This is a genomic window from Polaromonas sp. DSP2-3-2b2, from assembly GCF_049895905.1.
Taxonomy (GTDB): Bacteria; Pseudomonadota; Gammaproteobacteria; order Burkholderiales; family Burkholderiaceae_C; genus Polaromonas.
Window position 1 is genome coordinate 26,814 of record NZ_JAFCTH010000025.1, and the last position, 12,570, is coordinate 39,383.

The 12,570-nt window shown below is 58.9% G+C and carries 16 protein-coding genes; 12 read left to right on the forward strand and 4 right to left on the reverse strand.

Annotated features, from left to right (window positions below):
* Window positions 1-2: 2 nt before the first annotated feature.
* The 4 genes from ACP7AD_RS16315 to ppsA form a co-directional block, all read right to left on the reverse strand.
* Window positions 3-266 (reverse strand): DUF4212 domain-containing protein, encoded by a 264-nt coding sequence (locus ACP7AD_RS16315; RefSeq protein ID WP_426148801.1) that lies wholly within the window; start codon window positions 264-266, stop codon window positions 3-5.
* On the reverse strand, window positions 250-882 hold the full coding sequence (locus tag ACP7AD_RS16320) for a tetratricopeptide repeat protein (protein WP_426148802.1): 633 nt from the start codon (window positions 880-882) through the stop codon (window positions 250-252). Before ACP7AD_RS16320 ends, ACP7AD_RS16315 begins: the two co-directional genes overlap by 17 nt.
* Window positions 882-1,178, reverse strand: coding sequence for a hypothetical protein (locus tag ACP7AD_RS16325; protein ID WP_426148803.1), 297 nt, complete (start codon window positions 1,176-1,178; stop codon window positions 882-884). The genes ACP7AD_RS16320 and ACP7AD_RS16325 overlap by 1 nt, the downstream gene beginning before the upstream one ends.
* Window positions 1,179-1,283: 105 nt before the next feature.
* A complete protein-coding gene (ppsA, locus tag ACP7AD_RS16330) occupies window positions 1,284-3,683 on the reverse strand; it encodes a phosphoenolpyruvate synthase (protein ID WP_426148804.1) in 2,400 nt (799 codons plus the stop codon).
* Window positions 3,684-3,862: 179 nt separating this feature from the next.
* Between ppsA and ppsR the strand changes: the two genes are divergently transcribed.
* The 12 genes from ppsR to ACP7AD_RS16390 all read left to right on the forward strand — a co-directional run.
* Entirely contained in the window at window positions 3,863-4,684 is an 822-nt protein-coding gene (ppsR, locus tag ACP7AD_RS16335; RefSeq protein ID WP_426148805.1) for a posphoenolpyruvate synthetase regulatory kinase/phosphorylase PpsR, read from the forward strand.
* A gap of 274 nt (window positions 4,685-4,958) precedes the next feature.
* Window positions 4,959-5,531: an alkyl hydroperoxide reductase subunit C gene (ahpC, locus tag ACP7AD_RS16340; protein WP_426148806.1), complete on the forward strand. Its 573-nt coding sequence runs from the start codon at window positions 4,959-4,961 to the stop codon at window positions 5,529-5,531.
* Between the two features lie 81 nt (window positions 5,532-5,612).
* Window positions 5,613-7,211: an alkyl hydroperoxide reductase subunit F gene (ahpF, locus tag ACP7AD_RS16345; protein ID WP_426148807.1), complete on the forward strand. Its 1,599-nt coding sequence runs from the start codon at window positions 5,613-5,615 to the stop codon at window positions 7,209-7,211.
* A 35-nt stretch (window positions 7,212-7,246) separates the two neighbouring features.
* The gene (locus tag ACP7AD_RS16350; protein ID WP_426148808.1) at window positions 7,247-7,390 is read left to right on the forward strand and encodes a hypothetical protein; all 144 of its coding nucleotides are present in this window, start codon (window positions 7,247-7,249) and stop codon (window positions 7,388-7,390) included.
* A 354-nt stretch (window positions 7,391-7,744) separates the two neighbouring features.
* Window positions 7,745-9,067 (forward strand): tyrosine-type recombinase/integrase, encoded by a 1,323-nt coding sequence (locus ACP7AD_RS16355; RefSeq protein ID WP_426148809.1) that lies wholly within the window; start codon window positions 7,745-7,747, stop codon window positions 9,065-9,067.
* A gap of 63 nt (window positions 9,068-9,130) precedes the next feature.
* Entirely contained in the window at window positions 9,131-9,310 is a 180-nt protein-coding gene (locus ACP7AD_RS16360) for a type II toxin-antitoxin system HicA family toxin (RefSeq protein WP_426148810.1), read from the forward strand.
* Window positions 9,311-9,321: 11 nt separating this feature from the next.
* Window positions 9,322-9,735: a type II toxin-antitoxin system HicB family antitoxin gene (locus tag ACP7AD_RS16365; RefSeq protein WP_426148811.1), complete on the forward strand. Its 414-nt coding sequence runs from the start codon at window positions 9,322-9,324 to the stop codon at window positions 9,733-9,735.
* A 105-nt stretch (window positions 9,736-9,840) separates the two neighbouring features.
* A complete protein-coding gene (locus ACP7AD_RS16370; protein WP_426148812.1) occupies window positions 9,841-10,881 on the forward strand; it encodes a hypothetical protein in 1,041 nt (346 codons plus the stop codon).
* A 96-nt stretch (window positions 10,882-10,977) separates the two neighbouring features.
* Window positions 10,978-11,190 (forward strand): hypothetical protein, encoded by a 213-nt coding sequence (locus ACP7AD_RS16375; protein ID WP_426148813.1) that lies wholly within the window; start codon window positions 10,978-10,980, stop codon window positions 11,188-11,190.
* Window positions 11,187-11,588: a hypothetical protein gene (locus ACP7AD_RS16380; protein ID WP_426148814.1), complete on the forward strand. Its 402-nt coding sequence runs from the start codon at window positions 11,187-11,189 to the stop codon at window positions 11,586-11,588. Before ACP7AD_RS16375 ends, ACP7AD_RS16380 begins: the two co-directional genes overlap by 4 nt.
* 110 nt (window positions 11,589-11,698) lie before the next feature.
* The gene (locus tag ACP7AD_RS16385) at window positions 11,699-12,031 is read left to right on the forward strand and encodes a hypothetical protein (RefSeq protein ID WP_426148815.1); all 333 of its coding nucleotides are present in this window, start codon (window positions 11,699-11,701) and stop codon (window positions 12,029-12,031) included.
* Window positions 12,024-12,570 (forward strand): PriCT-2 domain-containing protein (locus ACP7AD_RS16390; RefSeq protein ID WP_426166226.1); only part of this gene is annotated, 547 nt, incomplete at its 3' end. The genes ACP7AD_RS16385 and ACP7AD_RS16390, both read left to right, overlap by 8 nt.

Below are 12,570 nucleotides of genomic sequence, written 5' to 3' on the forward strand. Positions count from 1 at the left end.
GCTCAGTTGTCCTTGTTCTCAAGGCCATGCTGGGCATCAAGCTTGTTCATGTACCAGGCATAAAAACCCACCACCAAGCCATAGATCAGCAAGGAACCTTGCGCGCCCATCCAGAAACTGAACGGCCAGCCAAAGAAGGTGAAGTTCAGAAACCGCGCAAAATAAACGACGCCAAAAGTGGTGACAAACCAGACGATCAGCAGCAAACCCGTCACCAAGACGGTTTTTCGCCAGTAGCGACGGTGCAAGTCAGCGGGCATTGTCATGTGCGGTTCCATCTCGCTGACGATGTAAAAATGGTACATGCCCTCCAATGTCACGCATCAGTTGCGCTGCCACCTTCGGCTCGAACTGCCGCAGGCGGTCAACCACCTGAAGGGCTTTTTCCGGCGCTCCCAGTGCGAGTTCAACCCGTCCCAACCGGTACCAGCCATGGGGAGCCATGGGCTGCAGGGTCGTTGTTTTTTTCAGCACATCCCTGGCTTCATGCAGCCTTCCCTGCTCAATCAATGCCAGGGCAAGGCCGTACCAGGCCTGGTCCATGCCAGGACAATATCCGACGGCAAGTTCAAAGGCGCGAAGAGCTTCGCCGTGCCGCCCTTTCTGCTGGAGAACGTAGCCCAGATTGAACCAGGCCGCGCCCAGTTGCACCTGCGAGCCCGCGATGCCGGTGAGTTGTTGCAGGTTCACAATCGATTCGTCTGGCCGATTGAGTTGCACCAGCACATGGGCCCGGCTGGCCAGCGCGTAGCGGTCCGCTGGCAAAAGTGTCAGCATCCGGTCGAACCGGAACAGTGCCTTTGCATGCTTGCCGCATGCCAGCAGGGCCAGCGCTTGCGCTTTCAAAAGAAGGCAGACAAGATGCTGACTCAGCAGACGCATCACTTGCACAAATGCACCCCGATCCGTAGGCAGATGCCAACTTTGGCGATGCTTGCCGCGCCCCAGGCGAGCAACAAAAGAAAAAAAGCAACCAGCGGCAGATGGCGATCCAGCACCACTCCAGGCGAAAGCCAGCGGGCCACCTGAATCCAGGGACGCCCCAGCAAACGGAGCAAGGCATAAAAAGGATTGTCGTTGCGGCTGGCGCCAGACAGAAAACCCAGCAGCCACTGACCGCACAGCGCGAGGAGCGCAATTTCCGCAATCAGTTTGAAGGCAGTGACAACAATCAGCATGGCAGGCCGCAGACGTAAGAACAAGACCCCTGGATAAGCGCACATGGCTGACACGGCCTGCGCCGGCCGCCAAAGGGTTTTCCCTTGTGCGGCCGGTGAAAAAGATCAATCCGCCAGGCGTTTCCAGGTCTCAATCACAGTGTCAGGGTTCAACGAGATCGAACCAATCCCCTGCTCCTTGAGCCATTGGGCAAAGTCCGCATGGTCGCTGGGGCCCTGGCCGCAAATGCCCACGTATTTACCCTGCCGCTTGCACGCTGAAATGGCCAGACTAAGCAGCGCCTTGACGGCCGGATCGCGCTCATCAAAGTCCTTGGCCAGAATCTCCAAGCCCGAATCGCGGTCCAGCCCCAGCGTCAGCTGGGTCAGGTCGTTCGAGCCAATCGAAAAGCCGTCGAAAAACTCCAGAAACTGGTCGGCCAGCACCGCATTGCTCGGCACTTCGCACATCATGATGATTCGCAGGCCTTTCTCGCCGCGCTTGAGGCCATGCTCGGCCAGCAACTCCGTGACGGCCCTGGCCTGTCCCAGGGTACGGACAAACGGCACCATGACCTCGACATTCGTCAGTCCCATATCATTGCGAACCCGCCTGAGCGCTTCGCACTCCATGGCAAAGGCTTCGCGGAAATCGGTGCTGATGTAGCGTGCAGCGCCGCGAAAGCCCAGCATTGGATTTTCTTCTTCGGGCTCATAGCGCGAACCGCCGATCAGCTTGCGGTATTCGTTGGACTTGAAGTCCGACAGGCGAACAATCACCGGCTTGGGCCAGAAGGCCGCGCCGATGGTGGCAATTCCTTCAGCCACCTTGTCAACATAAAACGCACGCGGCGACGCATGGCCGCGCGCAACGCTTTCGACTGCTTTTTTCAGGTCTGGATCGACATTCGGATAGTCCAGAATCGCCTTTGGATGCACGCCAATGTTGTTGTTGATCACGAATTCAAGCCGCGCCAGGCCAACGCCCTGATTTGGAATCTGGCAGAAGTCAAACGCCAGTTGCGGGTTACCCACATTCATCATGATCTTGATGCCGATCGGCGGCATCTCGCCGCGCTGCACTTCCGTGATTTCGGTTTCCAGCAAGCCGTCGTAGATGGTGCCGGTATCGCCTTCGGCGCAGCTCACCGTCACCAGCATGCCATCTTTGAGCTGCTCGGTGGCATCACCGCAGCCCACGACGGCCGGAATGCCGAGTTCACGCGCGATGATCGCCGCATGGCAGGTGCGCCCGCCGCGGTTGGTCACGATGGCGCTGGCACGCTTCATCACCGGCTCCCAGTTCGGGTCGGTCATGTCGGTCACCAGCACGTCGCCCGGACGGACCTGGTCCATGTCGCGGATGTCATGCACGATGCGGACCGGGCCAGTGCCGATTTTCTGGCCAATCGCGCGGCCCTCGGCCAGCACGATGCCGGTTCCCTTGAGCTTGTAGCGCTGCTCAGCCTTGCCCTTGGCCTGGCTTTTCACGGTTTCCGGACGCGCCTGCAAGATGTACAGTTCGCCATCAAGGCCATCCTTGCCCCATTCAATGTCCATCGGGCGGCCGTAATGGTTTTCAATGATCACCGCATAGCGCGCCAGCTGCTCGACGTCGGCGTCAGTCAATGAAAAGCGGTTGCGCAATTCAATCGGCACATCGGTGGTCTTGACCAGCTTGCCACCAGATTTTTTTTCCTCGGCCGTGGTGAACTCCATCTGCAGCAGCTTGGAGCCCAGGTTGCGGCGTATGACCGCGCGGTTCCCCGCATTGAGCATGGGCTTGTGGACATAGAACTCGTCCGGGTTCACGGCGCCCTGCACAACGGTTTCGCCCAGGCCATAGCTGGAGGTGATGAACACCACGTCCTCGAACCCGCTTTCGGTGTCGATGGTGAACATCACGCCGGCAGCGCCCAGGTCACTGCGCACCATGCGCTGGACGCCAGCCGAAAGTGCCACGTCCGCATGGGCAAAGCCCTGGTGGACACGGTAGCTGATGGCGCGGTCGTTGTAGAGGGAGGCAAACACCTCCTTCATCTTGTGCAGCACATCCTCGATACCGACCACGTTCAGGAAAGTTTCCTGCTGACCGGCAAACGACGCGTCAGGCAGGTCTTCTGCCGTGGCCGAAGAGCGCACGGCAAAGCTGGCCTGCGGGTTGCCCGCGCTCAAGCTGGCAAAGCTGGTGCGCACGGCCTGCTCGAACTCAGGGGGAAAGGGTTGTGCCTCGACCAATTCGCGAATCTGGGCACCGGCTTTGGCCAGCGCACGCACATCTTCGGTATCAAGGGCGTCGAGCACTGCATTGATTTTTTTATCCAGCCCGGCGTAGGCCAGAAACTCGCGAAAGGCATGCGCCGTGGTGGCAAAGCCGGTCGGCACCTGCACACCCTGCGGTCCGGTGGGCAGTTGCGAGATCATTTCGCCCAGGCTGGCGTTCTTGCCGCCGACCGAATCGACATCGGTCATCCTCAGGTTTTCAAACGGCACAACCAGGGCGGTCGCGTCAAACAAGTCAGACATAAAAATACTCCGGGAGGTTAAAAATCGGCGATACCGGTCCGATGCAGCGTTCAACCTGGTTGTTCTTTTTAAGGGCTAATGCGGCGCACCGAACCATAAACTGGATAATTGGCCCGATTGTAGGGGGCTGTCACCCGGCCTGCGTTCCTTCGCTTTTTCATCCGACCGAATCGAGCATCATGTCCAATCGCACCGTGTTTTTCATCTCCGACGGCACTGGCATCACGGCTGAAACCTTTGGCAACGCCATCCTGGCCCAGTTCGAGATCAATCCCCGCCACGTCCGCCTGCCCTTCATCGACACCGTCGACAAGGCCCATCAGGCAATTCGGCATATCAACCACACCGGCGATCTGGAAGGCAAGCGGCCCATCGTGTTCACCACGCTGGTGAACATGGACATCCTGGCCGTCATCAAGGCGCAATGCAATGGCATGCTGCTCGACATGTTCGGCATGTTCGTGGCCCCGCTGGAAAGCGAACTGGGCATCAAGTCGAACCACCGGGTCGGCCGTTTTTCGGATGCCTCCAAAAGCAAGGCTTACGACGACCGGATCGAAGCCATCAATTTCTCGCTGGCGCACGATGACGGACAGAGCCACCGGGACCTGGCCGGTTCGGACGTGATCCTGGTCGGCGTCAGCCGCAGCGGAAAAACCCCGACAACCTTGTACTTGGCCATGCAGTACGGCCTGAAAGCGTCGAATTACCCCTTGATCCCCGAAGACTTTGACCGGCGGCAGTTACCGCCAGCACTGGTGCCGCATCGCAAGAAGATCTTTGGCCTGACCATCGACCCGGCACGCCTGAGCCAGATTCGCAACGAGCGCCGGCCCGATTCGACCTATTCCAGCCTGGCCAATTGCCGCCATGAAATTCATGAAGCCGAGGCCATGATGCGGCGCGAAGGCATTCGCTGGCTGTCGACCACGACCAAATCCATCGAAGAAATTGCCACCACAATCCTGCAGGAAATCAAGCCGGAACGGCTGGAGTACTGATTCCTGCGCATCACCACGATCCACAAACAATATCTCACTATCATTTACATAGCTATTGACGCCCGACTGTATTGCGCAAAGTAGCTTTTTTCTTAAAAATCTGGTTTCTTTCCGTGCCTTCCATTGAAACGCCAGCGGGACAGCGCACGATGCCTCGATTACGAAATAGCCAGCGCCAATTCAGGCAATAGGAAATAGCTATTTTATTTATTTATTCATGAGATATAAACTATCGTCTCAGTCGGATTTTTAACCCACCAGAAGGAAGCAAGCCATGTCCCTGATCAATACCGAAATCGTCCCGTTCAAAGCCACCGCCTATCACAACGGCAAGTTCGTTCCCGTCAGTAACGACGACTTCAAGGGCAAATGGTCCGTCGTGGTGTTTTACCCGGCTGACTTCACCTTTGTGTGCCCCACCGAACTGGGCGACCTGGCCGACCACTATGCTGAATTCCAGAAGCTCGGCGTTGAAGTCTACGGCGTGTCCACCGACACCCATTTCACCCACAAGGCCTGGCACGACACGTCCGACACCATCGGCAAGGTCCAGTACCCGCTGATCGGCGACCCGAGCGGCAAGCTGACCCGTGCGTTCCAGGTCATGATTGAAGAAGGCGAAGACGCCGGCCTGGCCTACCGCGGCACCTTCGTGATTGATCCCGAAGGCAAGATCAAGACCATCGAAGTGCATGACAACGGGATTGGCCGCGACGCCGCCGAACTGCTGCGCCGCGTGAAGGCTGCGCAATACGTGGCGGCCCACCCGGGTGAAGTCTGCCCTGCCAAGTGGACGGAAGGCGCCGAAACCCTGAAGCCTTCGTTCGACCTGGTCGGCAAGATCTAACACCAGCGCTTGCGCCACGGCCCGGGCGTGACTGCACCCGGGCTTTTTTTGTCCCTGAATTTATTTGAAAGCAAATCCGCCATGCTCGACGCCAGCACAAAAGCCCAGTTGAAAAGCTACCTCGAACGCGCCACGGCGCCTATCGAAATCGTTGCATCGCTTGACGACAGCAAGGCGTCGAGCGAATTGCAGTCACTGCTCAAGGACATCAGCGATGTCTCGGCACTGGTCAAGGTCAGCGAAAGCACGGGCGACAACCACCGCAAGCCGTCGTTCTCCATCAATCGCCCGGGCGAAAATCACGGTCCGCGTTTCGCCGGCCTGCCGATGGGCCACGAATTCACCTCGTTGATCCTGGCCCTACTGCAAATTGGCGGCTATCCGCCCAAGGTGGATGAAGCGATCCTGGAACAGATTCGCGCGCTGGATGGAGACTTCAAGTTCGAGATTTATGTCTCGCTGACCTGCCACAGCTGCCCCGATGTGGTGCAGGCACTCAACCTGATGGCCGTCCAGAACCCGCGCATCCAAAGCACCATGATCGACGGCGCCCTGTTCCAGGACGAGGTCAAGGAACGCCAGATCATGGCGGTGCCAACCGTGTTCCTCAACGGCACCGAGTTCAGCCAGGGCCGCATGAGCCTGGAAGAAATCCTGGCCAAGATCGACACCAGCGGGGTCGAGCGCGAGGCGAAAAAAATCGCCGCCAAGGCGCCATTCGACGTCCTGATCATCGGCGGCGGTCCAGCCGGCGCAGCGGCGGCGGTCTACGCTGCCCGCAAGGGAATCCGCACCGGTGTCGCTTCGGAGCGCTTTGGCGGTCAGGTGCTTGACACCTTGGGCATTGAAAATTTCATTTCGATCCAGCATACCGAAGGCCCGCAGTTTGCGGTCGCGCTTGAGCAGCATGTCCGTGACTACGATGTCGACATCATGAACCTGCAGCGTGCCAAGGCTCTGGTCACCAAGACCGGTCCTGGCAAGGACATGATCGAGATACAGCTTGAAAGCGGTGCATCCCTTCAGGCCAGATCGGTCATCATCTCGACCGGTGCACGCTGGCGCAACATCAACGTGCCAGGCGAGTACGAATACAAGAACAAAGGCGTCGCCTACTGCCCGCACTGCGACGGCCCCTTGTTCAAGGGAAAGCGCGTGTCGGTCATCGGCGGCGGCAATTCAGGCGTCGAGGCGGCGATTGACCTGGCAGGCATCGTCGGGCACGTCACCTTGATCGAGTTCGACACCGCGCTGCGTGCCGATGCCGTGCTGCAGCGCAAGCTGCACAGCCTGAAGAACGTGACCGTGTTCACGAATGCCCAGACGACTGAAATCACCGGCGACAACCAGAAAGTCAACGGCCTGGTTTACAAAAACCGCTCGACCGGCGACTTGCACAAGGTTGAACTTGAAGGCGTGTTTATCCAGATCGGCCTGATTCCCAACACCGACTGGCTCAAGGGAACAGTTGAGCTGTCAAAGCATGGCGAGATCGTGGTCGATGCAAGGGGCCAGACTTCATTGCCAGGCGTTTTTGCAGCCGGTGACGCGACAACCGCGCCCTTCAAGCAAATCATCATTGCAGCCGGTGACGGCGCCAAAGCAGCATTGAGCGCTTTTGACCACCTGATCCGGACACCGGCGCCGGTGGTTGAACTGGAACCAGCGCTGGCTGATTGAGTTGCGTCTGCTTTCGGGATATCAAGGGCCAAAGCGTGACCGACACGTATTTCGTCGAAAAAATACCGATTGAGCAGATCCAGCAGCCGCCTGGCCGCGCCAGCAAGAACACCATCAAGATTTACATCAAACAGGGCTGGCGGGAAACCGCAAAGCCGAACATGGTCCCGATAATTTGAAATGTCCCCGCAAGGGGATATTTTTTTGGCTGGCCATCTTCTGGATATTGGACAGCTGCCTTAGAAAATTTCCAAGGGCAAAGAAAAAGCACCTGCCGCTTTTGCTGCAAGTGCTTGATTTTATTGTTGTTTTGGCTCCTCAACCTGGGCTCGAACCAGGGACCTACGGATTAACAGTCCGAACTAATGAATATTCCCCTCTGTTGATAGTCGTAGATATAATCAATACAAATCAACAACTTACACACGATTCAGGGGCTCCCTGTAGAGCTTGAGTGTTGATTGATATGGGGCTTTATTCACTGAATTTGCCTACAGATTGCCTACAGATTGCCTACAGATTTTGGGGATGCCATGAAACAGCAAGCAAACCGGGTTCGTCTGACCGCTGGCCGGGTTGACGCCTTCACCTGCCCGACCGACAAGCCCCAGGCTTTTCTATGGGACACCGACACCCCAACCCTGGCGCTACGGGCAACCCCGACAGGGCGCAAGACCTACATTTTTGAGTCCCGCCTGAACGGGGCAACCATCCGCATCAATATTGGGACGCTGGCAGACTGGCCGATTGAAAAGGCCCGTACCAAAGCGCAAGGGCTGAAAATGCTTGTTGACGGTGGAACAGACCCCCGCCAAGTAGAGCGTGACCGACAGGCCGCCGCCGTTGGAAAGAAGGCCGCCGCTGCTGCCCATGCGCTGACCGTGGGCGAAGTCTGGAGCGCCTACCTTGAGGCACGCCGCCCGCAATGGGGCGAACGCCATTACAAAGACCATGAAACACTGAGCAAGGCCGGGGGCGAAGTTGCCAAGCGTGGAACCCGTGGCCGGGGTGTGACCATTGCCGGGCCGCTGCATTGCCTGCTGGCGCTGCCCTTACGCGACCTGAACGCGCCCACAATCGAGGCATGGGCCGCCCGTGAGACAAAGACGCGCCCGACCCCTGCCCGGCTGGCGTGGCGCTGCTTGAAGGCGTTTCTAGGCTGGTGCGCCGAACAGCCCCAATATGCGCCCGTGCTGCCAAGCGTGAATCCGGCCAAGACCAAAAAGACCCGCGAAGCATTGGGCAAGGCCGGTATCAAACAGGATGCACTCATGCGGGAACAGTTGACCGTCTGGTTTGACGCCGTGCGCCAAGTGCAAAACCCGGTGATTGCCGCTTACCTGCAAACCCTGCTGCTGACCGGTGCCCGCCCTGGCGAAGTGCTGGCGCTGCGCTGGGATGAAATCAATACAAAGTGGCGCGGCCTGACCATCAGGGACAAGGTGGAAGGCGAGCGGGTAATACCGTTGACGCCGTATGTCTCGCACCTGCTGCACGCCCTGCCCCGCCGCAATGAATGGGTGTTTTCCAGTCTCACGGCTGCCGGTGGCGTGCTGACCATTCCGCGCAAGCAGCACGGCGAAGCCTGCGCCGTGGCCGGTATCGAGGGGCTGACGCTGCACGGGTTGCGCCGTTCGTTCAAAAGCCTGACGGAATGGCTTGAGGTGCCCGCTGGCGTGGTGGCGCAAGTGATGGGACACAAACCCAGCGCGACGGCTGAAAAGCATTACACGGTGCGCCCGCTTGACCTGCTGCGAGTGCATCACGAAAAGATTGAAGCGTGGATTCTGGAACAGGCCGGGGTGAAGTTTGACGCCCTGGCCGCGCCCGGTGCGCTTCGCGTGGTGGCTGGCTGACCGCCTCACTATCAACAGCACTCCACTTGCATAAACGATTATCAATGTGTACCATACACACAAATGACCAGTAATGACCTGATACGGGATATGCAGCGGGCAGGGTGGCAATTGGACCGGGTGAATGGTTCACATCACATCTTCAAGCACCCCAGCCGCCCCGGAATCGTGGTGGTGCCGCACCCTAAAAAAGACTTGGGGCTGGGGCTGGTCAAAGCCATCCGGCGGCAGGCCGGTATCTGAAAGGACTACCTATGCGCTACCCCGTTGCTATCGAACCCGGAACCGACGCCGCCGCTTGGGGCGTGATTGTTCCCGACCTGCCCGGCTGCTTTTCGGCTGGCGATACGTTGGAAGAAGCCATGATTCAGGCAGAGGACGCCATCACGGGCTGGATTGAAACCGCCCTTGATGACGGGCAAGCCATTCCCGCGCCGTCCCCTGTCGAAGCTCTGCGCACCGCGCATCCTGAGTTTGAGGGCTGGCTGTGGGCGCTGGTGAAGGTTGACCCGGCCATGCTAGACAACACCCTGGAGCGGGTGAATATCAGCCTGCCGCGCCGCGTGCTGCACCGCCTTGACGCCCGCGCCCGTAGCGCTGGGGAAACACGTTCCGGCTTCATTGCCCGGATGGCCGTTGAAGGGCGTGAGCCGGTAGCACACGCCTGAACCGTTTTGCCCCAGCTAGGCCCGCTTCGAAACCGGGCCGAAAAGTCGGAACCTTCACCGACCTGCTGGGGCTCTTTAATGAAGTGACACCTTGAAGGGGTGCCGATGGAACAACCAAAAAAGCCTAATGTCTTAGCTGAACTCATGGCCCGAGACATATTAGGAGAGCAGCTTTCAGCCTTGAGGCAAAAGCCCCAGCCCCATATTCCCAATTCTGCCGACAAAGGCTATTCACCTTCAACATTGAAGGCACTGGAGCGGTTCGGTAAGAACTACAGCGACCCCAAGTTCGGCCCAACAAGTAAGCCAGAGCCTCTGCCGCTGCCCGGCACTGACTGGGAATTGTGGGCGCACATGCCCAAGGCAACATTAAAAGAAGTAGTAGCCGTGAGCCTTGGAATTGACCCAAGCGCCATAAAGCCGCGAAGTGGGTACGCTGAACCGGGGAAAAAGTTCGACGACCTCTTAAAGCTGGCCTGCGCTTTTGTGAGCGAAGCAGGGCCATTGAGGCCAATAAAGGAGCTTGGACACCTGATTGTTTGGGGTAAACCAGAGGAAGCAACTGTAAGCCTGCCAGAGTTTGCACAATGGGCTTTAAGCATGGGGTATGAACTGCCCGAGAAATTCCCTCGTTTCAAGGCTGCACCGCGCCAGCCAGCGACAAACAGCACCGCGCCAGCGATTACAGCGACTCCGAACCCGATATATGTTGCCATTCAACAGATTGTTAAAAGTGAGTTGCAGAAACATAAACCCGCGCCAGTAGTGCCCATAGAGCCCCATGCCGCGCCCGTGGTGGCTGTAGGCGCGTCCGGTGGCGTGGAGCCTGACGCCGGGCAGTTAGCCGCATCCCAGCCCCAGGCCACGACACCCAGCCCCGCGCCCGTGGTGCAAGCCAAAGCAAAACGCCGCACATGGCGGGACGCTGCGAGCCCCTACATAGTAAAAATCATGCAAGACGGGCAATACACAACAGCCAAAGAGCTTTACCGGGCCTTGGAGGCAAAAGCCGGACCTGATTCCCCACTCGACAAGGGAACCGGGGCTAACCGTGGAAGCCTTTTTGTGCGTGAAATTGCACAGTCGTTAAGTATGAAAACGGTTCAAAACGAGTGGCAAATGCTGCGCGAACTAGCGCAAAAATAATGCCCTGATTCCCGCAGTTCCCGGAGGGCACGTCGGGAATACCGGGCCGGAAAAGTACACCCCACGACACGAATCAACGTGCGTGAAAGGTGAACCATGCAAACCGAAACACAACAGTTCCCCCCGTTGGAACTGGTCAATAAACCCAACGTAGATACAGCGCACGCCGCCTACCTGCTGACCCGCCGCCCCCAGACCTTGAGGGCATGGGCCTGTCTCGAAAATGGCCCATTGCGCCCCGTGCGTATTAATGGCCGCCTGGCCTGGCCGGTGGCCGAACTGCGCCGCGTGTTGGGGGTGCCAGCATGAGCCGTACCGTTTACAACCATCCTGACGGTTTTACGCTGGCATTCAATGACGACGCTCTGACCGCGACCGATGATGACGGGAAAGCCGTTGCCCTGCCCATTGGGCCGCTGGGGCTAGTGGAATTGGGCAATGCCCTGCTGGCACTGGCCGCCGAACAAGAGGAAAAATTCGCGTCTGAGCGGGCCGGGGCTGGCATGGGCTTCGACCTGATAGATGAACTTTTCGCGCTGCGTGGCCGCCCCCAGGCCGAAGCATTCCGCGCTATTCACGCCAAGCTGTACGCCTTGTCAAAACTGGAGCACTTCGACAGTGCTGCCGGTGGCTTCGCTGGTGCAATTGTGAACGTGCTGGAAATCGGTATTGCAAACCTGCCCAAGTTCGAGCGGGAGGATTGCTAAATGAAGGCCCGGATTACCGCGCTGGCATGGCGCATCCTGCCTTTTGTGTGCTGTGCGCCGCTGGGTGCAATGCTGGGTTTTCTGCTGGTGCAAGTGTGGAGGGCCGCCAAATGAAAACGCCCGACACCACAAAAGCAGTATCGAGCGCCCCAAGCAAGCGCAAGTTTACCGGAACCGACAACCCGCGCCAGTTACGCGCCCTGGCCGTGCTGCTGCGCCGCCCCGTATCGCGGGAGGCGCTTGACCATATCGCGGGATGCTCCAACGGGCCGGAACTGGTGGCAGAGCTTCGCCGCCGTGGGCTTGATGTGCCCTGCGAGCGCATCCGCTTTATCGACCGGGACGGCTTCACCTGCCGCCCTGGCGTGTACAGCCTGACCATTGCCGACCGCCGCAAGGTTCACGCGTGGTTAGCAAAGCGTGGGAGTGCTGCCCATGCTTAACGACCTTGACCGCGCCCATGATGCGCTTTACTCGATACCTGCCGACCTGCCGCGTGATGACTGGGTGAAAGCGGGCATGGGCTTTCATGCTGCCGGTGGTGACTTCGACACTTTCGACAACTGGAGCGCATCCGCACCCAGCTATAACGCGCAAGCCTGCCGCGATATGTGGAAAAGCATCAAACCGGGCCGGGGTGTGGGTGCTGGAACTCTACAAAAAATGGCTGCTGACAATGGCGGGCGCATGGGTGAAGGCAAGCCCCAGCGACAGGCCGCCCCAGCCCCCAGGCAGACCGCACAACCGCCGCGCCAGCCAGCCCCAGGCATGAGCCCTGCCGATGTATGGGGCCGCTGCGAAGCTGCAACAGCACAGCATCCTTACATCGTGGCAAAGCGGGCCGCCGGGGTGCCCTTGGACGGCCTGCGCGTGCTGCCTGCTGGCGATGGCCTGTGTATCGGTGACGAGCCGATGGCCGGTAGCCTGGTGGTGCCCGTCAACCGCGCCGATGGCAGCATATCGAGCCTGCAATTCATTGCGC

Bases quoted from the DNA above. Each gene is read 5' to 3' on its own strand.
- ahpC (WP_426148806.1), top strand. From the start codon at position 4,959: ATGTCCCTGATCAATACCGAAATCGTCCCGTTCAAAGCCACCGCCTAT.
- ACP7AD_RS16325 (WP_426148803.1), bottom strand. From the start codon at position 1,178: ATGCTGATTGTTGTCACTGCCTTCAAACTGATTGCGGAAATTGCGCTC.
- ppsR (WP_426148805.1), top strand. From the start codon at position 3,863: ATGTCCAATCGCACCGTGTTTTTCATCTCCGACGGCACTGGCATCACG.
- ACP7AD_RS16355 (WP_426148809.1), top strand. From the start codon at position 7,745: ATGAAACAGCAAGCAAACCGGGTTCGTCTGACCGCTGGCCGGGTTGAC.
- ACP7AD_RS16375 (WP_426148813.1), top strand. From the start codon at position 10,978: ATGCAAACCGAAACACAACAGTTCCCCCCGTTGGAACTGGTCAATAAA.
- ACP7AD_RS16380 (WP_426148814.1), top strand. From the start codon at position 11,187: ATGAGCCGTACCGTTTACAACCATCCTGACGGTTTTACGCTGGCATTC.
- ppsA (WP_426148804.1), bottom strand. From the start codon at position 3,683: ATGTCTGACTTGTTTGACGCGACCGCCCTGGTTGTGCCGTTTGAAAAC.
- ACP7AD_RS16370 (WP_426148812.1), top strand. From the start codon at position 9,841: ATGGAACAACCAAAAAAGCCTAATGTCTTAGCTGAACTCATGGCCCGA.
- ACP7AD_RS16385 (WP_426148815.1), top strand. From the start codon at position 11,699: ATGAAAACGCCCGACACCACAAAAGCAGTATCGAGCGCCCCAAGCAAG.
- ACP7AD_RS16360 (WP_426148810.1), top strand. From the start codon at position 9,131: ATGACCAGTAATGACCTGATACGGGATATGCAGCGGGCAGGGTGGCAA.
- ACP7AD_RS16320 (WP_426148802.1), bottom strand. From the start codon at position 882: ATGCGTCTGCTGAGTCAGCATCTTGTCTGCCTTCTTTTGAAAGCGCAA.
- ahpF (WP_426148807.1), top strand. From the start codon at position 5,613: ATGCTCGACGCCAGCACAAAAGCCCAGTTGAAAAGCTACCTCGAACGC.
- ACP7AD_RS16365 (WP_426148811.1), top strand. From the start codon at position 9,322: ATGCGCTACCCCGTTGCTATCGAACCCGGAACCGACGCCGCCGCTTGG.
- ACP7AD_RS16315 (WP_426148801.1), bottom strand. From the start codon at position 266: ATGACAATGCCCGCTGACTTGCACCGTCGCTACTGGCGAAAAACCGTC.